The 19,745-nt window shown below is 66.1% G+C and carries 21 protein-coding genes; 10 read left to right on the forward strand and 11 right to left on the reverse strand.

The window, feature by feature from the left end:
• Positions 1-39 precede the first annotated feature (39 nt).
• The 3 genes from VE25_RS21130 to VE25_RS21140 all read left to right on the forward strand — a co-directional run bounded on the left by VE25_RS21130 (position 40) and on the right by VE25_RS21140 (position 3,590).
• Positions 40-759 carry a DUF1013 domain-containing protein gene (locus VE25_RS21130; protein ID WP_046110653.1) on the forward strand — a complete coding sequence of 240 codons (720 nt, stop codon included), beginning with the start codon at positions 40-42 and terminating at the stop codon, positions 757-759.
• 23 nt (positions 760-782) lie between these two features.
• On the forward strand, positions 783-2,633 hold the full coding sequence (locus VE25_RS21135; protein ID WP_046110654.1) for a monovalent cation:proton antiporter-2 (CPA2) family protein: 1,851 nt from the start codon (positions 783-785) through the stop codon (positions 2,631-2,633).
• Between the two features lie 195 nt (positions 2,634-2,828).
• Positions 2,829-3,590: a sulfite exporter TauE/SafE family protein gene (locus tag VE25_RS21140; protein ID WP_201776131.1), complete on the forward strand. Its 762-nt coding sequence runs from the start codon at positions 2,829-2,831 to the stop codon at positions 3,588-3,590.
• 72 nt (positions 3,591-3,662) lie between these two features.
• Here the strand turns inward: VE25_RS21140 and VE25_RS22560 are convergent, their stop codons facing one another.
• Positions 3,663-3,839 (reverse strand): YdcH family protein, encoded by a 177-nt coding sequence (locus VE25_RS22560; RefSeq protein WP_083989103.1) that lies wholly within the window; start codon positions 3,837-3,839, stop codon positions 3,663-3,665.
• 160 nt (positions 3,840-3,999) lie between these two features.
• Between VE25_RS22560 and VE25_RS21145 the strand changes: the two genes are divergently transcribed.
• From VE25_RS21145 to rpsU, 5 genes are all read left to right on the forward strand, one after another.
• The gene (locus VE25_RS21145) at positions 4,000-4,206 is read left to right on the forward strand and encodes a YdcH family protein (protein ID WP_046110686.1); all 207 of its coding nucleotides are present in this window, start codon (positions 4,000-4,002) and stop codon (positions 4,204-4,206) included.
• A 486-nt stretch (positions 4,207-4,692) separates the two neighbouring features.
• Positions 4,693-5,403, forward strand: a complete 711-nt coding sequence (locus tag VE25_RS21150) for a TetR/AcrR family transcriptional regulator (protein WP_046110656.1) — start codon at positions 4,693-4,695, stop codon at positions 5,401-5,403.
• Between the two features lie 87 nt (positions 5,404-5,490).
• Positions 5,491-5,985: a 5-(carboxyamino)imidazole ribonucleotide mutase gene (gene purE, locus VE25_RS21155; RefSeq protein WP_046110657.1), complete on the forward strand. Its 495-nt coding sequence runs from the start codon at positions 5,491-5,493 to the stop codon at positions 5,983-5,985.
• Positions 5,986-5,989: 4 nt separating this feature from the next.
• Positions 5,990-7,084 carry a 5-(carboxyamino)imidazole ribonucleotide synthase gene (locus tag VE25_RS21160; protein WP_046110658.1) on the forward strand — a complete coding sequence of 365 codons (1,095 nt, stop codon included), beginning with the start codon at positions 5,990-5,992 and terminating at the stop codon, positions 7,082-7,084.
• Positions 7,085-7,237: 153 nt separating this feature from the next.
• On the forward strand, positions 7,238-7,492 hold the full coding sequence (rpsU, locus tag VE25_RS21165) for a 30S ribosomal protein S21 (RefSeq protein WP_046110659.1): 255 nt from the start codon (positions 7,238-7,240) through the stop codon (positions 7,490-7,492).
• A gap of 248 nt (positions 7,493-7,740) precedes the next feature.
• On the opposite strand, the gene VE25_RS21170 is transcribed toward rpsU, so the two are convergent.
• The 3 genes from VE25_RS21170 to VE25_RS21180 form a co-directional block, all read right to left on the reverse strand.
• Positions 7,741-8,550: an alpha/beta hydrolase gene (locus tag VE25_RS21170; RefSeq protein ID WP_052732143.1), complete on the reverse strand. Its 810-nt coding sequence runs from the start codon at positions 8,548-8,550 to the stop codon at positions 7,741-7,743.
• Positions 8,547-9,188 (reverse strand): DsbA family oxidoreductase, encoded by a 642-nt coding sequence (locus VE25_RS21175; RefSeq protein ID WP_046110660.1) that lies wholly within the window; start codon positions 9,186-9,188, stop codon positions 8,547-8,549. Before VE25_RS21175 ends, VE25_RS21170 begins: the two co-directional genes overlap by 4 nt.
• Positions 9,189-9,569: 381 nt before the next feature.
• Complete coding sequence (locus VE25_RS21180) at positions 9,570-9,977, reverse strand: hypothetical protein (protein ID WP_046110661.1); 408 nt, start codon at positions 9,975-9,977, stop codon at positions 9,570-9,572.
• 102 nt (positions 9,978-10,079) lie between these two features.
• Here VE25_RS21180 and soxR point away from each other — a divergent pair, with 102 nt between their 5' ends.
• Positions 10,080-10,520 carry a redox-sensitive transcriptional activator SoxR gene (soxR, locus tag VE25_RS21185; RefSeq protein WP_046110662.1) on the forward strand — a complete coding sequence of 147 codons (441 nt, stop codon included), beginning with the start codon at positions 10,080-10,082 and terminating at the stop codon, positions 10,518-10,520.
• A gap of 132 nt (positions 10,521-10,652) precedes the next feature.
• Here soxR and VE25_RS21190 read toward each other — a convergent pair whose 3' ends face one another.
• From VE25_RS21190 to VE25_RS21210, 6 genes are all read right to left on the reverse strand, one after another.
• Positions 10,653-12,281: a magnesium transporter gene (locus VE25_RS21190; protein WP_046110663.1), complete on the reverse strand. Its 1,629-nt coding sequence runs from the start codon at positions 12,279-12,281 to the stop codon at positions 10,653-10,655.
• A 426-nt stretch (positions 12,282-12,707) separates the two neighbouring features.
• On the reverse strand, positions 12,708-14,114 hold the full coding sequence (locus VE25_RS21195; protein ID WP_439328923.1) for an NAD(P)(+) transhydrogenase (Re/Si-specific) subunit beta: 1,407 nt from the start codon (positions 14,112-14,114) through the stop codon (positions 12,708-12,710).
• A 4-nt stretch (positions 14,115-14,118) separates the two neighbouring features.
• Positions 14,119-14,424, reverse strand: a complete 306-nt coding sequence (locus VE25_RS21200) for a proton-translocating transhydrogenase family protein (RefSeq protein ID WP_046110664.1) — start codon at positions 14,422-14,424, stop codon at positions 14,119-14,121.
• Positions 14,425-15,849, reverse strand: a complete 1,425-nt coding sequence (locus tag VE25_RS21205) for a Re/Si-specific NAD(P)(+) transhydrogenase subunit alpha (protein WP_046110665.1) — start codon at positions 15,847-15,849, stop codon at positions 14,425-14,427.
• A gap of 60 nt (positions 15,850-15,909) precedes the next feature.
• Complete coding sequence (locus VE25_RS22565) at positions 15,910-16,074, reverse strand: aa3-type cytochrome c oxidase subunit IV (RefSeq protein WP_083989106.1); 165 nt, start codon at positions 16,072-16,074, stop codon at positions 15,910-15,912.
• A gap of 38 nt (positions 16,075-16,112) precedes the next feature.
• A complete protein-coding gene (locus VE25_RS21210; RefSeq protein WP_046110666.1) occupies positions 16,113-17,930 on the reverse strand; it encodes a M3 family oligoendopeptidase in 1,818 nt (605 codons plus the stop codon).
• A gap of 143 nt (positions 17,931-18,073) precedes the next feature.
• On the opposite strand from VE25_RS21210, the gene VE25_RS21215 reads away from it, so the two are divergent.
• On the forward strand, positions 18,074-18,409 hold the full coding sequence (locus VE25_RS21215; protein WP_244466999.1) for a GIY-YIG nuclease family protein: 336 nt from the start codon (positions 18,074-18,076) through the stop codon (positions 18,407-18,409).
• Positions 18,410-18,572: 163 nt separating this feature from the next.
• Here VE25_RS21215 and VE25_RS21220 read toward each other — a convergent pair whose 3' ends face one another.
• Positions 18,573-19,730 carry a winged helix-turn-helix domain-containing protein gene (locus VE25_RS21220; protein ID WP_046110667.1) on the reverse strand — a complete coding sequence of 386 codons (1,158 nt, stop codon included), beginning with the start codon at positions 19,728-19,730 and terminating at the stop codon, positions 18,573-18,575.
• Between the last annotated feature and the right edge of the window lie 15 nt (positions 19,731-19,745).

Consider the following 19,745-nt stretch of genomic DNA (forward strand, 5'->3'; position numbering starts at 1 on the left):
CGGAGGAAAACCGGCCGCGCCTTTAGGAGAGTTTTTACCATGGCAACACAATTGCTGATGCCCAAGGCCACCGCCGTCTGGCTCGTCGACAACACCGCACTGTCCTTCGAGCAGATCGCGGCGTTCTGCACCCTGCACCCGCTCGAGGTGCAGGGCATCGCCGATGGCGACGTCGCCGCCGGCATCATGGGCGTCAATCCGATCCAGAACGGGCAGCTGACCCGCGAGGAGATCGAGAAGGCCGAGGCCGATCCCAACTACCGCATGAAGGTCTCCGACCCCAAGGTGCGCGTGGCCGCCGCCAAGCGCAAGGGTCCGCGCTATACCCCCATCTCGCGCCGCAACGAGCGGCCGAACGCCATCAAGTGGCTGGTGCGCAACCACCCTGAACTCAAGGACGCGCAGATCATGCGCCTCGTCGGCACCACCAAGTCGACGATCGAGGCGGTGCGCGAGAACACCCACTGGAACGCGGCCAACCTCACCCCGATGGACCCGGTGACGCTCGGTCTCTGCAGCCAGATCGACCTCGACCTCGAGGTCAAGCGCGCCTCCAAGGGCACCATCCCCACCGATGAGCTCAATGAAGGCACCATGCTCCTGACCGCCGAGGAAGCGCTGGCGCGCGCCGGCGGCCACGCCCACGAGGACGTCGAAGGCGAGGGCGAGGAGCGTCACGCGCCCGAGGCGGCCGAGGCGTTCGATGCCGATTCGGTGTTCTCGAAGCTGAAGTCCTTAAAGACCGACAGCGAAGAGTAATCTCAGACTGGCGGGAGGACGACTTGGAAACCAACCTCCTGCCGGTCATCTTCGCGGTGCTGGCGGCCTGTGTCGTGCTGGTGCCGCTGGCCAAGTGGGCCGGGCTCGGCACCGTTCTCGGGTATCTGGCCGTCGGCATTCTCATCGGCCCCTATGGGTTCGGGCTCATCCCCGATGGCGAGACCACCCTCAACGTCGCCGAATTCGGCGTCGTCATCATGCTCTTCTTGGTCGGCCTCGAGCTGCAGCCGCGCGAGCTCTGGCGCATGCGCCACCGGCTCGTCGGCCTCGGCGTCACCCAGATTCTCGTCACCGCCGTGGCGCTCGCCGCCATCCTCACCCTCTTCGGCTATGCCTGGCAGGTGGGCATCGTCATCGGCCTTGCCCTCGCGCTCTCCTCGACCGCCATCGCCATGCAGTCGATAGAGGAGCGCAACCTGACGCAGACCGATACCGGACGCACCAGCCTTGCCATCCTGCTGCTGCAGGACGTCGCGGTCATCCCCATCCTCGCCGCCATCCCCCTCCTCGTGACGCTGGGGCCCCTCAGCCCCGACGCGATCGGGGCAGGCCTTGCCGAAGCGGCCCACGCGGTCGAGGATCCGGCCGACTGGGTGGACGCCCTTTTTATCCTCGGCGCCTTCATCGCCGCCATCGCCGCCAGCCGCTTCGTCGTGCGCCCGGCCCTGGCGCTGGTGGCCGGGAGCGGCGTGCGCGAGATCTTCACCGCCCTCGCCCTCGCCCTTGTCGTCGGAGCGGCCCTCCTCACCCAGCTCGCCGGCCTCTCGCCGGCGCTCGGCGCCTTCATCGGCGGGGTGCTGCTTGCCGACAGCGAGTATCGCCACGAGCTCGGCAGCATCCTCGAGCCGTTCAAGGGGCTGCTGCTCGGGCTCTTCTTCATCTCGGTCGGCGTCTCCATCGCCTTCGACGTGCTGCAGGCCGAGCCCTGGCGCATCCTCTCGCTGGTCCTGGCCCTGGTGACGGTCAAGGTGCTGGTGCTGCTGGTCCTCACCAGCTTTGCGCGCCATCACATCGCCGACCGGCTGCTGGTGGCGGTGCTGCTGAGCCAGACCGGCGAGTTCGCCTTCGTCGTCCTGCAGTTCGCCATGTCTTCGGGCGTCATGGGGCTCGCCGACTACCAGGTGCTGACCGTCGTCGTCGCCCTGTCGATGGCGACGACCCCGCTGCTGCTCGTCGTCTTCGACCGGCTGGTCGCCCCGCGCCTCGATACCCGCGCCGCAAAACCGCCCGCCGAGCCCATCGACAGCCGCCAGTCGATCGTCGTCCTCGGCTATGGCCGCTTCGGCCAGATCATCACCCGCATGCTGCGCGCCCAAGGGTTCGAGACCACCCTCATCGACGATGATCCCGCCCAGATCGAGCTGATGAAGCGGTTCGGGGTCAAGGTCTTCTACGGCGACGGCTCGCGGCTGGAGCTCCTGCATGCCGCCGGCGTCGCACAGGCGCAGCTCGTCGTCGTCGCGGTCGCCGGCGGACACCGCATCGTCTCGATCGCCCGCATGCTGCGCAAGCACTTCCCCGATGTGAAGATCGCCGCCCGCGCCATCGATCGCGAGCATGCCCATGAACTGATGGAGCTGGGCGTCGAGGCCATCGAGCGCGAGACGTTCCTCTCGGCCGTCAGCCTCGGCGCGCAGGCGCTCGAGCTCCTCGGCTACCCGCCCGAGCACGCCAGACGTCTGGCCGAGGCCTTCGAGCGGCACGATCGCCAGCTCCTTGCCGACTCCTTCGAGCTGCGCCACGACGACGAGGCCTATGTCGGCCTCTTCCGCCGCCGCTCCATGGAGCTTCTCGACGAGGTGATGAAGGCCACCCCGCCGGTTGACAAGAAGGGCTCCGGGGGGTCCGAATAGCGCGCTCATCTTACAGCCGATGATTTGCGAGCACCGGCTCCCACCCACCACAGGGTCATTCCCGCGCAAGCGGGGACCTCTGTTCATTGCCTTCCAGAAATCAAACGGAGGTTCCCGCTTGCGCGGGAATGACCCTGTGAAAGACGAACAACCGCGGCACGTGCTCAACAACCGAAACTCCGGGATATCCTTGCCGTGACCTTCGACCCCTTCTTCGTGACCATCGCCGTCTCGACGGTACTGCTGGTCGGCCTCTCGAAAGCCGGGCTCCTCGGCAGCCTCGGCATGGTCGGTGTGCCGCTCCTCACCTTCATCATGCCCGCTCGCGACGCCGCCGGCATGATGCTGCCGGTGCTCCTGGCAATGGATGCCTTCGCCGTCTGGAGCTACCGCAAGGACGTCGACTGGCACATCTTGAGGATCATGCTGCCTGGCGCCATGGTCGGCACGCTCATCGGCTGGGCGCTCTGGGCCCTGGTCAGCGATGCGGCCGTGCTGCTGATGGTCGGGATCATCACCCTGCTCTTCATCCTCGATGCCATCCTGCCGTTGAGGAAGCGGCTCGAGGGACTGCCGCCGTCGAAGCCCTGGGGCAGTTTCTGGGGCGCCTTCTCCGGGTTCACCAGCTTCGTCAGTCACTCGGGCGCCCCGCCCTTCCAGATCTACGTGCTGCCCCGGCGCCTGCCGCCCGCCGTCTATGCCGGCACCTCGGCCTATTTCTTCGCCATCGTCAACGCGTCCAAGCTCGTGCCCTACTACTTCCTCGGCCAGCTCAACACGGCCAACCTCACGCTCTCGGCCATGCTCGCGCCGGTCGGCGTCGTCGGCGTGCTGGCGGGCGTGTGGCTCGTGCGGCGCATCTCGGCCAAGTACTTCTACCGCATCGCCTACTGGCTGGTGTTCCTGCTGGCCCTGAAGCTTGTCTGGGACGGGGCGACGGGTCTGATGGCCGGCTGATATCCGGCAACAAAAAAGGCCGCGGAAAAAATCCGTGGCCTTCAGCCTTCGATGATGAGTGACGCGTTCTCGTCAGTGTGCCGCTGCGCCCTTTGCCTTAGTCAGTTCGTCCTTGACCACCAGTTTCCGGCGCTTGAGGGCGGAGATCCGCATATCATCCTGGATGCGACGCTGCATCTCGGCCTGGATCTCGCGGTCCAGCTCCTGGTGTCGCCGCTCGAGAGCAGCGATGTGGCCTTCAGTCGTCATGACAACTCCTTTCAGCTTTGGACGCCCTGATCGTCACAAATATTTCACGCCTTGTCGACTGCCTTGCACGAATGGTTGAAAAGCGGGTGCAAAACCCGGGCCGATCGGCTAACCAGAAGTGAACGTTTCGGGGGGTGGGACCGGACGCGCGATGCTGCCGCTGACCAAGGAACAGGAAGCCGCTCTCGGCCTCGAACTGGCCGCCAAGCGCCAGGAACACGCCGATCTCGACGCGGCCATCGACATGCTGACCGAGTCGCAGGTCGCCGACCGCATGCTCATCCAGCGTTTGAAGAAGCGCAAGCTGATGCTCAAGGACCGCATCGTCCAGCTCGAGAACATCCTGCTGCCCGATATCATTGCTTAAGAGCCGGTACGGGCAACCCAGCAGCAACGCCGGTGCCGGAGCTCCACGATCCTATTTTTCCTCCGACTGTCATCCCGCGAAAGCCGGGACCCAGTAAGCGGGGCACCCGCAAGTGGGCACCCAAACAATACCAACCACCGGGTCATTCCCGCGAAAGCGGGAACCTCTGTTTTGCACAACCGCTAGCGAAGACCCGCTTTCACGGGGATGGCCAGAGTGGTGGGCATCATGGATAGGAACCGGACCTATAGCGTATACTGGGTCCCGGCTTCCGCCGGGATGACAGTCGGTGGATTGGACAAGCTTTGTGCCTTAGCCGTCACCGAATTGGGGCGGACGTAAAACTGCGCCCGAAATCTGCCAGCCGATTTGCCGCGCCCCTACGTCCTAGGCTCCCCTTGCGCCTACCTCGCTCTCCGGTTAAACACCACCATCCGACCGACGGTCGGTTTGCCGACAAACTGGCCACATCGCCTGGAGCTCCCGATGACCCGCATCGTCAAGCCCGCCACGGTCCGCCGCGAGGAAATCCTCGACTGCGCCCAGCGCCTCTTTAGCCGGCAGGGGTATGATGCGACCTCGGTCAATCAGATCATCGTGACCCTCGGCCTCTCCAAGGGCGCGTTCTACCATCACTTCTCGGCCAAGGCCGATCTCATCGAGGCGCTGGCGCTGCGCTTTGCCGATGATGCGGCGCGCATGGCCCAGCCGGTGCTGGACGACGAGAGCCTCGACGCGTTCTCGCGCCTGTCGAAGTTCCTCGCCAGCATGCGCGACAGCAAGGTCAACGCCGCCTTCGAAGTGCGCAACACCTTCGAGCCGCTGTTCCGCCCCGAGAACGCAGCGCTCTACGAGCGGGTCGAGGAGGCTCTGTTCGGGGTCGTCCGGCCGACGCTCACCCGCATCATCGCCGAGGGCGTCGCCGAGCAGACCTTCGACACCAGCAATGCCGAGCTCGCCGCCGACACCATCCTCGGCCTGATGGGCTCGACCCGACGCGCCGTCACCGACCTCTATGCCGCCCGCAATGCCGCCGATTTCGACAGGGCCGCCTGCGACCTCGTCGAGCGCTACCGGTATCTGGGCACCGTGGTCGACCGCATCCTCGGCCTGCCGGAAGGCAGCATTGTCCTTTCCGACCCGCAGACGATCCGCTTCATGATCGATACCTGGCGGCGCGAAGAAACCGCTGCCTGAACTTTCGGGGCGAAAGCGCGGCAGACTTGAAGCACCCGCGGCTTTCGGCTAAACGCCGGTTTTATCGCGCCGGAGGGCCCGTGGCCGATGCTTAACCCGCCGCCTGTCGCCATCGTCATGGGCAGCCAGTCCGACTGGCCGACCATGCGCCACGCCGCCGATACGCTGGAGGCGCTGAAGGTCGAATACGAGGCGCGCATCGTCTCGGCCCACCGCACCCCCGCCAGACTCGTCGCGTTCGCCGGCTCCGCCCGCGACGAAGGCTTCAAAGTGGTCATCGCCGGCGCCGGCGGGGCCGCGCACCTGCCCGGCATGATCGCCGCCATGACGCCGCTGCCGGTGCTCGGCGTGCCGGTCGAATCGCGCGCCCTTTCGGGCCAGGACAGCCTGCTTTCCATCGTGCAGATGCCCGGCGGCATTCCCGTCGGCACCCTCGCCATCGGCAAGCCCGGCGCCATCAATGCCGCGCTGCTCGCCGCCGCGATCCTCGCCATTTCCGACGATGACCTTGCCGAACGGCTCGACGCCTTCCGCCGCGCCCAGACCGAGGCTGTGCCGCAATTCCCCGCAGACGACGAGTAGCCCGTTGACCGCCACCACTCCCCTGCCCGCAGGCTCGACCATCGGCATTCTCGGCGGCGGTCAGCTCGGACGCATGCTCGCCCTCGCCGCCGCCCGGCTCGGCATGAAGACTCACATCTTCTGCCCCGACGCCGAAAGCCCCGCCTTCGACGTCACGCCGCTCAAAACCGTCGCCGCCTATGACGACGAGACGGCGCTCGCCGCCTTTGCCGACGCCGTCGACGTCGTCACCTACGAGTTCGAGAACGTGCCGGCGGCGACCGCCGAGTTCCTGGCGGCCCGCAAGCCGTTGCGCCCCGGCGCCAATGCGCTCGCCATCTCCCAGGACCGCCTCGCCGAAAAGGGCTTCCTCTCGGCCCGCAACATCGCCGTCGCCCCCTATCGGCCGGTCGATTCGCCGCCTGCGCTGGAGGCGGCCATCACCGAGCTCGGCCTGCCGGCCGTCCTCAAGACCACCCGCCTCGGCTATGACGGCAAAGGCCAGCGCATCATCCGCGCGCCTGGGGAGGCGGCCGCCGCCTTTGCCGCGCTCGAGCCCAAGCCCCTGGTGCTCGAGGCGTTCGTGCCGTTCGAGAAAGAAATCTCCGTCGTCGTCGCCCGCAGCGCCGACGGCTCGGTGAAAAACTTCGATCCGGCCGAGAACGTCCACCGCGACCATATATTGAAGACCAGCACCGTGCCCGCCGACATCCCGCCCGCGCTCGAGCGCCACGCGGCGATGATGGCCAAGGCCATCGTCATCGCCCTCGACTATATCGGCGTGCTCGGCGTCGAATTCTTCGTCGTCACCGCCGAGGGCCGCGCCAGCCTCCTCGTCAACGAGATCGCCCCGCGCGTCCACAATTCCGGCCACTGGACGGAGGCGGTGTGCCTCACCGACCAGTTCGAGCAGCACATCCGCGCCATCTGCGGCTGGCCGCTCGGCGATGTGACGCGCATGGCCGATGTCGTCATGGAGAACCTCATCGGCGACGAGGTGCTTGCAGCGGTCGACTCGGCCGCCGGGGTCCAGGTGCACCTCTACGGCAAGCGCGAGGTGCGCGCCGGACGCAAGATGGGCCACATCAATCGAATTGCCCCGAAAACCGCAACGGTTTAGCGGGCGTCCGCATTATGGGGTGTGGACAAGCCATGGGGCTTGCGCTATAGAGCGCCCCACGGTGACCAGCTCGGCTGGTCGGCGGCGCGGTTCCTTTGGCCCCGCTGCTTCTCCTTAAGACACAGATTCAGGCTTCGAAAGGGCGGTTGACCTTTGCAAGTAGTCGTTCGCGATAACAACGTTGATCAGGCGCTCCGCGCGCTCAAGAAAAAGCTTCAGCGCGAAGGCGTCTTCCGCGAGATGAAGCTGCGCAACTACTACGAGAAGCCCTCCGAGAAGAAGGCGCGCCAGAAGGCCGAGGCCGTGCGCCGCGCCCGCAAGCTGGCCCGCAAGCGCGCGCAGCGTGAAGGCGGCCTCGCCGCCCCCGGCCGCCCGACCGCTCCCCGTCCCGGCGCCCCGGCGCGCTAAGTCGGCAGACATCGAGTTTCACGAAACGCCGCCCCTCGGGCGGCGTTTTTGTTTTCGGGCTGTAGGGTCGCCGTACGACCCCCTTCCCCTCTCCCCTTGTGGGAGAGGGACAGCTTTTTCGCGTCCAGCGGAAAAGCAGGGTGAGGGGTCTGCGATCTCGCCGCAATCGCGGATGCTCGCGGCGGCATTGCAGCCCCCTCATCCGCCCCTTCGGGGCACCTTCTCCCACAAGGGGGAGAAGGGAAACCCTATTCGACAGCCGCCGCCGTGAAGAAATCCTCGGCCCGCGCCCAGATGCCGCGATCCCAGAGGTCGCCGTGGTCGGCGCCCTCTTCGATCCAGATCCCGTAAGGGTTCGGCGCCAGCGCATAGAGCCGCTCGCCGTTGGAGACGTCGATGGTCAGGTCCTGCGTCCCATGGGCGACGAACACCGGCTCCTCAACCTCAGCAATCCACTCATTGGAGCGGAACTGGTCGAGCATCACCCAGCCGACCGGCAGCAACGGATAGCGCTCGGCAGCGACCGTCACCGCCGATAGGAACGGCGTCTCAAGCAGCAGCGCCCCGGCCTCGCGCTCGCTGGCGACGTAGGTCGCCGGCCCCGAGCCGAGCGAGCGTCCCCAGAGCACGAGCGGATGGCCCTGTCCGGCCGCCCAGTCAAAGGCGGCGAGCGCGTCCTCGAGGATGCCGGCCTCGCTGATCTGGCCGGGTGAGGTGGGAAAGCCGCGATAGTCGAAGGCGAGGAACCCGTAGCCGTCCGCCACCCACTGCGCATAGCGCTCGTGCTCGCCCGAAAAGCTGCCCGAATTACCCTTGAAGTAGACGATGAGCGGATGCCCTTCCGCGGGCGGCGCGTACCAGCCGTTGACGCTTGCACCCTCCCCGACGGGTATCGCCACCTCCTGCGCGGTGAGCCCCGCGTCGGCGATGAGCGTCACCTCGCCGTCCGCATCATACTGCAGAGCGCGCTGGTTGACGTACATGTACCCGACGACCGCCAGGTACGCGAGGACGAGCAGGGCCGCCGCGACGGCGGCGATACGCACGAGGAGCTTCACGCCTCGCCCTCGGCCAGCGTGTGCTCGATGGCCTTGAGGAACATCTCCTCGGGCTGCGCGCCCGAGAGCGCGTACTTGCCGTTGAAGACGAAGAACGGCACGCCGCGGATGCCCTGCGCGGACGCCTGCGTCGCCAGTTCCTCGGTGATCGCCAGTTGCCTGGGGTCGTTCATCGCTGCGATTGCCTCGTCCCGTTCGAACCCGTGCGCCTCGGCCAGTTCGGCCAGCATCCCCTCGTCGATCTCGCGGTGGTCGAGAAAATAGGCCTCGGCGATCGCGTTGGCCAGAGCATGCTGCGTGCCGTAGGGCTTGGCAAGGCGGGTCAACGTATGGGCCCGCGCCGTCGGCACCATGCGCGGCTGCCTGGAAAGATCGAGCGCGATGCCGGACTTGGCCGCCTCCGCCTCGACCCGCGCCCACATCTCGGCCGGCTCGCGCCCGTATTTGGCGCGCAGCATGTCGGCGACGATCACGCCGTCCTCGGGTACCGACGGATCGAGATAGAACGGATGGTTTTCGATATCGACGTCGATGCCGTGCGGGAGCGCAGCCACCGCCTTGTCGAGCCGCGCTGAACCGACGAGGCACCAGGGGCATACGACATCGGTGAAGACATCGATCTTCAAGCTCTTGGCCATCGCGCGTCCTTTTCGCCTGTGAGAAGTGCATCTCACATGGACCGCACCCCGCGCAACCGCAAGAACGCACCGGCGTGTAACCTTGTCACCAGGGGTAAGGGTGGGCACCAGCCCGCCTACCCCACCGGCTGTCATCCCGGCGAAAGCCGGGACCCAGCAAACGATGCCGCGTCGGGCTAGCGCTCGACGCGCCTCACCCACCGGGTCATCCCCGCGAAAGCGGGAACCTCCGTTTACAACATCGTAAGCAAACAGAGGTCCCCGCTTTCGCGGGGATGACCCGGTGGTGGGGGGTTTTGTTGAAAATCGCCCGCCGCAACGCCGTTCACTGGGTCTCGGCTTTCGCCGGGATGACAGCCGCTGGCCGTTGCAGCATGGCGTTCAGTTGAAAGCGAACACCGCGCAGAGCACCACGCCGAGGAGCAGAACGCGCATGACGAGGCCGAAGACCTGCGGCTTGATCGCCGTCGGCCGCACCGCGGCAAGGACCAGCAGGACGAGCATGATGACGATGAGCGCGATCTTGGCCTGGAACCAGGGCCCGAGCCCGGCGAAATCGCCGCCATAGCGCACGAACACCATGGCGAGCCCCGTGATGACGAGGAGGCCGAAGGCGATACGCCCATTGCGGCCGATTTCGGCGCCGAGCCCGCCGAATGCGGCCCGCGCCTCCGGCCCGGCATTGGCCATGCGCTTGCCGATGAGCGGGCCGATGATGTTGCCCGCAAGGCCGACCCCCAGCGCAATGAGATGCACGAAGAGCAGCAGGTTGAAGATGATGATATCCACGTTCCGTCTCCCCTGATTCGGGCGCCTCAACGCGCCACCGGTTGAAAAACCGGCCTCCTGCTACGACCTCAAGCAAGCTTGAGGTCAAGGGAAATCTTTGAAATGACACCCGAACTCACCGTCGGCGAGTTGGCCGCCCGCAGCGGCGTCGCCATTTCCACCCTGCATTTCTACGAGGCCAAGGGTCTCCTTTCGAGCCACCGCACCCTCGGCGACCAGCGCCGCTACGAACGCAGCATGCTGCGGCGCGTCGCCGTCATCCGCGTCGCGCAGGAACTGGGACTTTCGCTCGCCGAAATCGCCGCCGCGTTCGCGACGCTCCCAGACAACCGCACACCCAACCACCTCGACTGGATCAAGCTTTCGGCCCGCTGGCGCAAAGATCTCGACCGGCGCATCGCGCAGATGAAGAAGCTGCGCGATGGCCTCACCGACTGCATCGGCTGCGGCTGCCTCTCCCTCGTCACCTGCCCCTTGCGCAATCCCGGCGACCGGCTGGGCAAGGAAGGCCCCGGCCCGCGCCGGCTGATGGTGCGGCGATAAAGCACCGGGCCATCGCTCCCCTCCCCCTTGAGGGGAGGGGTCGGGGGTGGGGGGAAGCATCGAAGGCTCACCGCCCCACCCTCAACCCCTCGAGGGAGAGGGAGGCGAAAGAACCGCCGGTTCCGCTCAGAACTATCCCTCGTCCCTCGGCGGTTTCCTCTCCAGCCCCACCGCCGCGCGGAACGCGCTGATGTGGTCGGTGGGCTTGGTCCAGTCGTCGCTGGTTTCCGTCCAGTAGTAGGAGTGGGTGAAGAACCGCAGCTTCAGCGGTCCCCAGGTGATGGCGACGTTGCGGTCCTTGACGCCGCTGCCGAAGCGCGTGGGACCCGCGCAGGGTCCGGCGATCGGGTCGCCGAAGAGGAAGAACGGCGAGGAGAACTCGTCGTAGATATTGGTCCACCTGACCGTCGAGAACACCGCCCCGTGGTGCGCCGCCCTGCGTCCGCGCTCGTCGATATAGATCGCCTGGTGGCGCGCGTTATAGGGCTGGGGCGGAGCGGTGGGCAGCACCCGCTCGGTCTTCATCCGCTGGAAGTCCTCCCGGCTTTCGGTGATGAGGAACTGGGCGCTGGCGAGGGGCGAACCCAATGCGACAAAATCGCTGATCTTCCAGCCGGCCGGCGTCGCCCGCCGTCCGCGTGCCGCCGGTCGCGCCGCCTGTCGGCGCAACGCATCGAACGCACGCCATTGCAGTTCCTGGAAACGCTCGACCTCCTCGTGCGACCACGCTCCCTTGGGCGCGGCGGCGACGAACCGGTCGACTGCTTCCAGCGCCTTGACCGCCTGCGGCTCCGGCGGATTGTCCTTGGTCGGTCCCACTTCCTGCCAGAGGATGTGGAGGAGGTCGTAGGCGAGGACCGTGCCCAGCGAATGGCCGACGATGACGATGCGGTCATAGTTCGGATCGTCGTGCAGGGCCTTCAAGAGCTCGAGCCCACGGTTGCGCACCACCTGCCGGCTCTGCACCGTCTCCGTGCGCGCCGAAAGATAGCTCGCCGCATCCCCGAAATAGGGCAGCAGCATGCGATGGGAGAGGTAGACGAGGACGATGAGGACGAGCACCGCGATGACGCGCGCGTTCCAGTTGCCGATCTGCATGACGCCGATGGCGATGACGAGGAGGATCAGCGAGAGCGGGATGACCTCCATGAACGAGAGGAACCGGAAGAACTTGGGCGCCAGCAATACCGCCAGCGCCCCGAGGATGAGCGAGAGCCCCAGCCGCGACTCGGGCGCCAGCACCACGCCGAACCAGTCCCGCCGCAACAGTTCCGGCAGCGACAGCACCGCCATGACGAGGGTGGCGAAGGCGACGAGGCTCAACAGCCAGAACATCGTCCAGGGCAGGCGCATGCGGTCCGGCACGTCGGCCGGATCGATCCAGAGGAGCCGCCGCAGCCAGCGCCAGAGATTGCGCAAGGGCGTCGCGTTGAGGAGGTCGGCATAATAGAGCTCGAAAAAGTCGGTGCGTCGCCCGTTGTGCACCGGCGTCGTCACCCGTTGCAGCTCGTAGAGCCCGCTCTTGTCGTCCGGCACGATCCAGATCGGCCGGGCCCTGGGCTCGGCCTCCTTGTCGCCCGGTACGGCGCCGAGCTCGGGGTTGAACTGCCAGAGCACCTTGACGATGTCGCGGATGGTGCCCATCGGGCGCTGCTCGCCCTGGCCGTGGATGACGACCACCGCCTGCCGCTCTATGGGCTCGGGCGGCTCGGCGGTCTTGCGCCTCGCCCTGCGTCCGGCCGTCTGCACCACGTCCGTCATCGCCCGCCCTCCGCCGATTCCGGTCGGATGAGAGAGTAGAGGGAATCGAGGATTTGGGGAACCAGTAGGCTGGTTTGACCATCCAAGTCGTTGTCGCTCGCTTCGGCGATCCACCAAACCGCCTCCACCCCCAATGTCACCCCGACGAAGGTCAGGGCCCATCCTGAGATGCTGCATCAGCCGCAAGGCGTATGGGCGGAGCAGGAGCACCCAACCGCTCTCTCCGTGCTCGTGGATGTCGTCAGGGCTGGATCCCGGCTTTCGCCGGGATGACAGCCGGTGGATATGAATGTTTGTGCCTTCCACCAATCTCGGGTCATTCAGCCGCTCCCGACCGTCATTGCCCTCCCCTGACATGATCGGGGGGATCGGTCCGGGCAATGACGACGGAGAGGATGACCAGAACCACGAGGGCGTGGCACAAACCTAGTGCCCCAGCGCCTTGACGATGTCCTCGGTCATCTTCTTGGCGTCGCCGAAGAGCATCATGGTGTTGTCGCGGAAAAAGAGCTCGTTCTGCACGCCCGCGTAGCCGGCCGCCATGCCGCGCTTGATGAAGAGCACCGTGCCCGCATCCTCGACGTTGAGGACCGGCATGCCGTAGATCGGCGAGGTCTTGTCGGTCTTGGCCGCAGGGTTGGTCACGTCGTTGGCGCCGATGACGAAGGCGACGTCGGCCTGCGCGAACTCGGAATTGATGTCCTCGAGCTCGAACACCTCATCGTAGGGCACGTTGGCTTCCGCGAGCAGCACGTTCATGTGCCCGGGCATGCGTCCCGCCACCGGATGGATGGCGTACTTGACCTCGACGCCTTCGGCCTTGAGCAGGTCCGCCATTTCGCGCAGCGCATGCTGCGCCTGGGCGACCGCCATGCCGTAGCCCGGCACGATGATGACCTTGCCGGCGTTCTTCATGAGGAACGCGGCATCCTCGGCCGCGCCTTGCTTGACCGGCCGGTCCTCCTCGGCGCCCCCGGCGGCGGCCGCATCGTCCCCGCCGAAGCCGCCGAGGATGACGGAAATGAACGAGCGGTTCATCGCCTTGCACATGATGTAGGAGAGGATCGCGCCCGACGAGCCGACCAGCGCCCCGGTGATGATCAGCGCCGTGTTGCCGAGCGTGAAGCCGATGCCTGCCGCCGCCCAGCCCGAATAGGAGTTGAGCATCGAGACGACCACCGGCATGTCCGCCCCGCCGATGGGAATGATCATCAGCCCGCCGAGGATGAGCGCGAGGATGGTGATCGCCCAGAAGGCGAGCGGATCCGCCGAGACGGCGAAGTACCAGACGAGCAGCAGGATGAGGACGCCGATGCCGATATGGATGAGGTGCCGCGCCGGCAAGAGGATCGGCTTGCCGGACATGCGCCCGTCGAGCTTGGCGAAGGCGATGACCGAGCCGGTGAAGGTGAATGCGCCGATGGCCACCCCGATCGACATCTCGATCAGCGCCTGCGCGTGGATATGCCCGTTGGTCGCAATGCCGAAGGCATCCGGCGCATAGAGCGCGGCGGCGGCGACGAACACGGCCGCAAGACCGACCAGCGAGTGGAACGCGGCGACGAGCTGCGGCATGTCCGTCATCTTGACGTTGCGCGCGACATACGCGCCGATGCCGCCGCCGAGCCCGAGGCCGGCGATGATCAGGAGCCAGCTCACCCAGTCGGAAGGCGCCGCGACCGCCAGCGTCGTCAGCACGGCGATGCCCATGCCGGTCATGCCGAACAGGTTCCCCTGCCGCGCCGAGGAGGGGCTCGAAAGCCCGCGCAGCGCCAGGATGAACAGAACCCCCGAAACGAGATAGAAGAGCGCCGCGATATCGGCAGAGATCATGGCGTCAGCCCTTCTTCTTGTACATCGACAGCATGCGCTGCGTGACGAGGAAACCGCCGAAGATGTTCACCGAGGCAAAGACCAGCGCGATGAAGCCGAAGACCTTCGACACCCAGCTGGAGTCCGCCGCCAGGTGCACGCCGACGGCGAGCAGCGCCCCGACGACGATGACCGAGGAGATGGCGTTGGTGACGCTCATCAGCGGCGTGTGCAGCGCCGGCGTCACGCTCCACACCACGTAGTAGCCCACGAAGATCGCCAGCACGAAGATGGCGAGGCGGAAGGTGAAGGGATCGATGATCTGTTCCATTTACTTGCCTTCCTTGGGCGCCGCGGGCTTGCGGGCGGCGGGTTTTTTCGTGGCGGGTTTTTCCGTTCCGGACTTGGGCTCTGCGGCGGCCTTGGCCGCCTTGGGCGCAGCGGCTTTCCTGGCCGCGCCGGTCTTGGCCGGTGCCGCCTTGGCGACGGCGGCAGGCTTGGCGCCCGCACCTTCCGGTTTGACGGCGGGCTTTGCCGCCTTGGCCTTGCCGGTGCTGCCGGTCTTGACCGGCTTTTCGGCCGGCACCGCGGCGGGCTTGGCCGGCGCTTTCTTTGGAGGAACGGGCGCGGCGGCCTTGGCGAAGGCCGGATGCACCACCGCCCCGTCGCGCGTCAGCGCCGTCGCCTTGACCAGCTCGTCGTCCCAGTTGACGGCGAGCGCTTTCGTTTCCTTGTCGACCAGCGTCTCGATGAAGGCGAGGAGATTGCGCGCGTAGAGCTGGCTCGCCGTCGTCGGGATGCGTCCGGCCAGGTTGGTGAAGCCGATGATGGTGACGCCGTTGTGGACGATGACCTCGCCCGGCCGCGTCAGCTCGACATTGCCGCCCCGCTCGGCGGCGAGGTCGACGATGACCGAGCCCGCCGCCATGGACTCGACCATGGCCCTGGTCACGAGCCTCGGCGCCGGCCGGCCCGGAATGAGCGCCGTGGTGATGACGATGTCCTGCTTGGCGATGTGGCTGGCGACCAGCGCCTGCTGCGCCGCCTGCTCGTCGGCAGTGAGCTCGCGGGCATATCCGCCCTCGCCCGAGGCATCCTTCAACGCATCGGTCATGATGAACTTGGCGCCGAGCGATTCCACCTGCTCGCCGGCCGCCGCGCGCACGTCGGTGGCCGAAACCACCGCGCCCAGGCGCTTGGCCGTCGCGATCGCCTGCAGGCCCGCGACGCCCGCGCCCATGACGAACGCCTTGGCCGGACGCACCGTGCCCGCCGCCGTCATCATCATCGGCAGCGCCCGCTCGAACGCGGCCGACGCCTCGATCACCGCCTGGTAGCCGGCAAGGTTGGCCTGGCTCGACAAGATATCCATCACCTGCGCGCGGGTGATGCGCGGCATGAACTCCATGGCGAAGGCGGAGACCCCGGCCTTGGCGAGGGCGGCGACCTCGCCCTCGTTGCCGTAGGGATCGAGCGCGCCGATGACCAGCGCCCCCTTGGCCGCGCCCTTGAGGGAACCGGCTTCCGGCCGGCGCACGACAAGGACGATGTCTGCGCCCTTGACCGCCGCTTCGGCGGCCGGCGCGATCACCGCGCCCGCCTCGGCATATTGCGCATCAAGAATGCGCGAGCCCTCGCCCGCGCCGGCCTCGACCGCGACGTCCGCGCCGAGGGCCTTGAGTTTACCGACCGTCTCGGGCGTGGCCGCGACGCGTTTCTCGCCGGCCAAGCGCTCGCGCAAGATTGCGATTTTCATGGGGGTAGTCTCCTGCTGCCGGCCTGCCAGCGGCAGGCCCCGCGCCCTGCCGTTCTGGTCTTAAGCCAGGATCAGGAAGTAAAGGATGACGAGCAGCGCCGCGATGGAGATGATCGACCACTTGAGGAAGATCATGAACCCGGCATAGGTGCGCTCGTGCTCGGCGTAGTCCATGGCGCTTTCGTGCGGGTGGTCGGCGGTGGCGGCGGCGGTCTTTCTGGCCATGAAATCCTCGGTTCGTCTCGTCGTTCGCTTTGCCGGGCCTATTCGGGCTGGCTGGCCTCCAGTTCGTCGATCAGCCGCTCGATCACCGAGAGGCCCATCGACCAGAACTGCGGGTCCTTTGCATCGAGCCCGAAGGGCTTGAGCAATTCGCTGTGGTGCTTGGACCCACCGGCCTTCAACAGCTCGAAATAGCGCTCCGCAAAGCCTTCGCTGGCCTTCTCATACTGTGCGTAGAGCGAGTTCACAAGACAGTCGCCGAAAGCATAGGCGTAGACGTAGAACGGCGAGTGGATGAAGTGCGGGATATAGGCCCAGAAGACGTCGTAGCCCTCGTTGAGCCTGATGCCGGGCCCCAGCGATTCCGTCTGCACCTCGAGCCAGAAGGCGTTGATCTCCTCGAGCCGCAATTCGCCCTGCCGGCGTGCCGTGTGGACCTTGCGCTCGAAGGTATAGAAGGCGATCTGCCGCACCACCGTGTTGAGCATGTCCTCGACCTTCGAGGAAAGGAGCGCGAAGCGCTGCTTGCGGTCGCTCGTCTTGTCGAGCACCGAGCGGAAGGTCAGCATCTCGCCGAAGACCGAGGCGGTTTCGGCGAGCGTGAGCGGCGTGTTGGCCAGCAGCGGCCCCTGCGCGGCGGCGAGCCGCTGGTGCACCCCGTGACCGAGCTCATGGGCCAGCGTCATCACGTCGCGCGAGCGCCCGAGATAGTTGAGCATCAAATAGGGGTGGGCGCTCGGCACCGTCGGGTGCGCGAAGGCGCCCGACATCTTGCCGTCGCTGGTCGGCGCGTCGATCCAGCCGGAATTGAAGAACGGCTGCGCGATCTCGGCAAGCTGCGGCGAGAACCGGCCATAGGCTTCGAGAACCGTCGAGACCGCCTCGTCCCAGGTGAAGGTGCGCTCGTCGCTCGTCGGCAGCGGCGCGTTGCGGTCCCATGAGTCGAGCTGGTCCTTGCCGAACCACCTGGCCTTCATCTTGTAGTAGCGGTGGCTCAATCGCGGATAGGCCGCGCGCACCGCGGTCTCCAGCGCATCGACAACCTCGCGCTCGACGGAATTGGCCAGGTGCCGGCTGTCAGCGATGTCCTTGTAGCCGCGCCAGCGGTCGGATATTTCCTTGTCTTTGGCCAGCACGTTGGTGACATGGGCAAAGAGCCGCGCGTTCTGCGAGAGCGTCTTGCCCAATGCATGGAACGCCGCCTCGCGCTTCTTCTCGTCGCGCTCGGAGAGCAGGTGCAGCGTCGATTCGAGGTTGAGGCTTTCCCCGTCGACTTCGAAGCGCAGCGCCGAGAGCGTCTCGTCGAAGAGCCGGTTCCAGGCCGAGAACGCCGTGACCGCCTTGTCGTGGAAAAGTTCTTCCACCCGGTCCTCGAGCTGGTAGGGCTTGGCCTTGCGCAGCTCTTCGAACCAGGGACGATAACGCGCCAGCTTCTCGTTGGAATTGAGCGCCTCCTCCAGCACCGCATCCTCGATGCGGTTGAGCTCCAGCTCGAAGAACAGCGTCCTGGTCGACAGGTTGGTCAGCGCCTCGTTGACGTCGCCCATGAACTTGGCCCGGTCCGGATCGCCGGTGTTCTGCGCATATTGTAGGAAGGAGAACGAACCGATCTTGCCGGTGAGGTCCGAAAGCGCCTCGGTGCGCTCAATCGCCTCGATCAGCCGGCCGGATTTGGTGAGCTCGGTGAGCTTGCCCTTGTAGTCCGCCTCGAACTGCGCGGCGTCGGCCTTGGCCTTTTCGAGGTCGGCCTTGAACTCGCCGCTGTCGCGCCCGGGATAGAGATCGGCAAGATCCCAGACCGGCAGATCCCCGAACTGATTGTGCCCCTTCCGGCTGGCGGCGTCGCTGGCAATGGTCATGGGGTTCTCCGGGGTTCGTCTGCGGCTTTCGGGGCGCGACCTTAGCCAGCGGTCGGCGTGATGTGAAGGGCGCAAGCAATGCAAAACTACGCGCCAATCTTCACCCACCCACAGGGTCATCCCCGCGAAAGCGGGGACCTCTGTTGCTCGATTCCTGGGTTCGATATGAATCGGATATAGGAACGTTCGACAACTACTTCGTCTACATACTGGCCAGCCGGAAATATGGCGCCATCTATATCGGCGTCACGCGCGATCTGGTTCGCCGCGTCTATACGCATCGCGAGAAGATCGTTCCCGGTTTTACCGGCAAGTACAACATCCGGCAGCTCGTCCATTTCGAACAGTACGCCGCACCTCAGGACGCTATCGCGCGGGAAAAACAGCTGAAGAAATGGCACCGGGCCTGGAAAATCGAACTGATCGAACAGAGCAATCCCGAGTGGCGCGACCTGTGGGAGGATATCGCGCATCCCTGAAGGTCGAAACAGAGGTTCCCGCTTTCGCGGGAATGACCCTGTGGCTAGGAAACATGGTGCCATTGCACCAACTCTCAACTTTCACCCGGGTCATCCCCGCGAAAGCGGGGACCTCTGTTTCATAGGATGAGTGCCACCGTCAGGGGCAACGTCACCAAGGAGTTCACCCTCCGAACTGGAACCGCTCGAACCGGGTAAGCGCCTCGTCGATCGCGACCTTCTCCTGCACCCCGGCTTCCTCCACCCACGTCCACTTCTGCACGATCAATTTTCCCGCCTGCCGGTCGGCCTTGAGGTCGATGGCCGCGACGATCCTGTCGCCGACCAGCACCGGCAGGGCGAAATAGCCCAGCACGCGCTTGGCCGCCGGCACGTAGGCTTCGAAGATGTGATCGTAGCCGAAGAAGTGTTTCAGGCGCTTCCTCTGGATGATCAGCGGATCGAACGGCGAGAGGATATGGACGAGGTGCGGCGGCTCGGGCGTCGCAACGTCCAGCAGCTCCGGCGCCACCCAGTGCTGCGCCTTCTCGGCGCCTTCGATATGCACCGGCACCAGCTGCTTGCGCTTGACCCGCGCGTCGATCAGCCCCTTCACCGGCGTCCTGACATTGGTGTGCAGGTAACAGATGGAATCGAGGCTGACGATGCCCTGCGCGGTCAGCGCCCGGTCGAGCAGGTATTGGATGCCCTGCCGCTCGGTCGCTGGGCTCGGGCGCTTGGTCCAGCCGAAGTGCCGGTCCATCAGCTCATAGGTCTTGACCATGCCGGAACGGGCGCTGATCGTCAGGTCCCCGGTATAGAACGCCAGCTGCAAGGCCCGCTTGGACGGCTTGCGGCTCGCCCATGGGTGGTCCTTCTCGACGAGCTCGTCATCGTCGATGTCGCGGATCGACAGCGGTCCCTCGTCGCGAATGCGCCGGACGAGACGCCGGACGTCCTTGGGATCGACGTTCGCGTACCACGGGTGCGACTCGGTCTTGTACCGCTTCATCGCCGGCAGGAAGAAGCGCAGGTCCTCGCTCGGGATATAGGCCAGCGCATGCGTCCAGTATTCGAAGACCGACTTGTCGACGCTCTGCGCCTGGCGCATGTGCGCGCGCTCGTAGCTCGGGATGCGGGTGAAGAGAATGTGGTGGTGGCTGCGCTCGATGACGTTGATGGTGTCGATCTGTACATAGCCGAGGTGCCTGACCGCCGCCGGCACGGCCTGCGGCCCCGCCCCGAACGGTTCGGCGCTGTCGAGCCTTTGCGCGCCGAGCCACAGGCGCCGGGCGCGGGCGACGGAAAGCGGATGGGAAACAAGGCTCGGTTTGCGACTCATGACGCGAAAGGATGC

This window comes from Devosia geojensis (assembly GCF_000969415.1).
GTDB lineage: Bacteria > Pseudomonadota > Alphaproteobacteria > Rhizobiales > Devosiaceae > Devosia > Devosia geojensis.

Bases quoted from the DNA above. Each gene is read 5' to 3' on its own strand.
- VE25_RS21205 (WP_046110665.1), bottom strand. From the start codon at position 15,849: ATGAAAATCGCAATCTTGCGCGAGCGCTTGGCCGGCGAGAAACGCGTC.
- VE25_RS21175 (WP_046110660.1), bottom strand. From the start codon at position 9,188: ATGGCCAAGAGCTTGAAGATCGATGTCTTCACCGATGTCGTATGCCCC.
- VE25_RS21150 (WP_046110656.1), top strand. From the start codon at position 4,693: ATGACCCGCATCGTCAAGCCCGCCACGGTCCGCCGCGAGGAAATCCTC.
- VE25_RS21220 (WP_046110667.1), bottom strand. From the start codon at position 19,730: ATGAGTCGCAAACCGAGCCTTGTTTCCCATCCGCTTTCCGTCGCCCGC.
- purE (WP_046110657.1), top strand. From the start codon at position 5,491: ATGCTTAACCCGCCGCCTGTCGCCATCGTCATGGGCAGCCAGTCCGAC.
- VE25_RS22565 (WP_083989106.1), bottom strand. From the start codon at position 16,074: ATGGCCAGAAAGACCGCCGCCGCCACCGCCGACCACCCGCACGAAAGC.
- VE25_RS21130 (WP_046110653.1), top strand. From the start codon at position 40: ATGGCAACACAATTGCTGATGCCCAAGGCCACCGCCGTCTGGCTCGTC.
- VE25_RS21190 (WP_046110663.1), bottom strand. From the start codon at position 12,281: ATGACGGACGTGGTGCAGACGGCCGGACGCAGGGCGAGGCGCAAGACC.
- soxR (WP_046110662.1), top strand. From the start codon at position 10,080: ATGACACCCGAACTCACCGTCGGCGAGTTGGCCGCCCGCAGCGGCGTC.
- VE25_RS21200 (WP_046110664.1), bottom strand. From the start codon at position 14,424: ATGGAACAGATCATCGATCCCTTCACCTTCCGCCTCGCCATCTTCGTG.
- VE25_RS21195 (WP_439328923.1), bottom strand. From the start codon at position 14,114: ATGATCTCTGCCGATATCGCGGCGCTCTTCTATCTCGTTTCGGGGGTT.
- VE25_RS22560 (WP_083989103.1), bottom strand. From the start codon at position 3,839: ATGACGACTGAAGGCCACATCGCTGCTCTCGAGCGGCGACACCAGGAG.
- VE25_RS21210 (WP_046110666.1), bottom strand. From the start codon at position 17,930: ATGACCATTGCCAGCGACGCCGCCAGCCGGAAGGGGCACAATCAGTTC.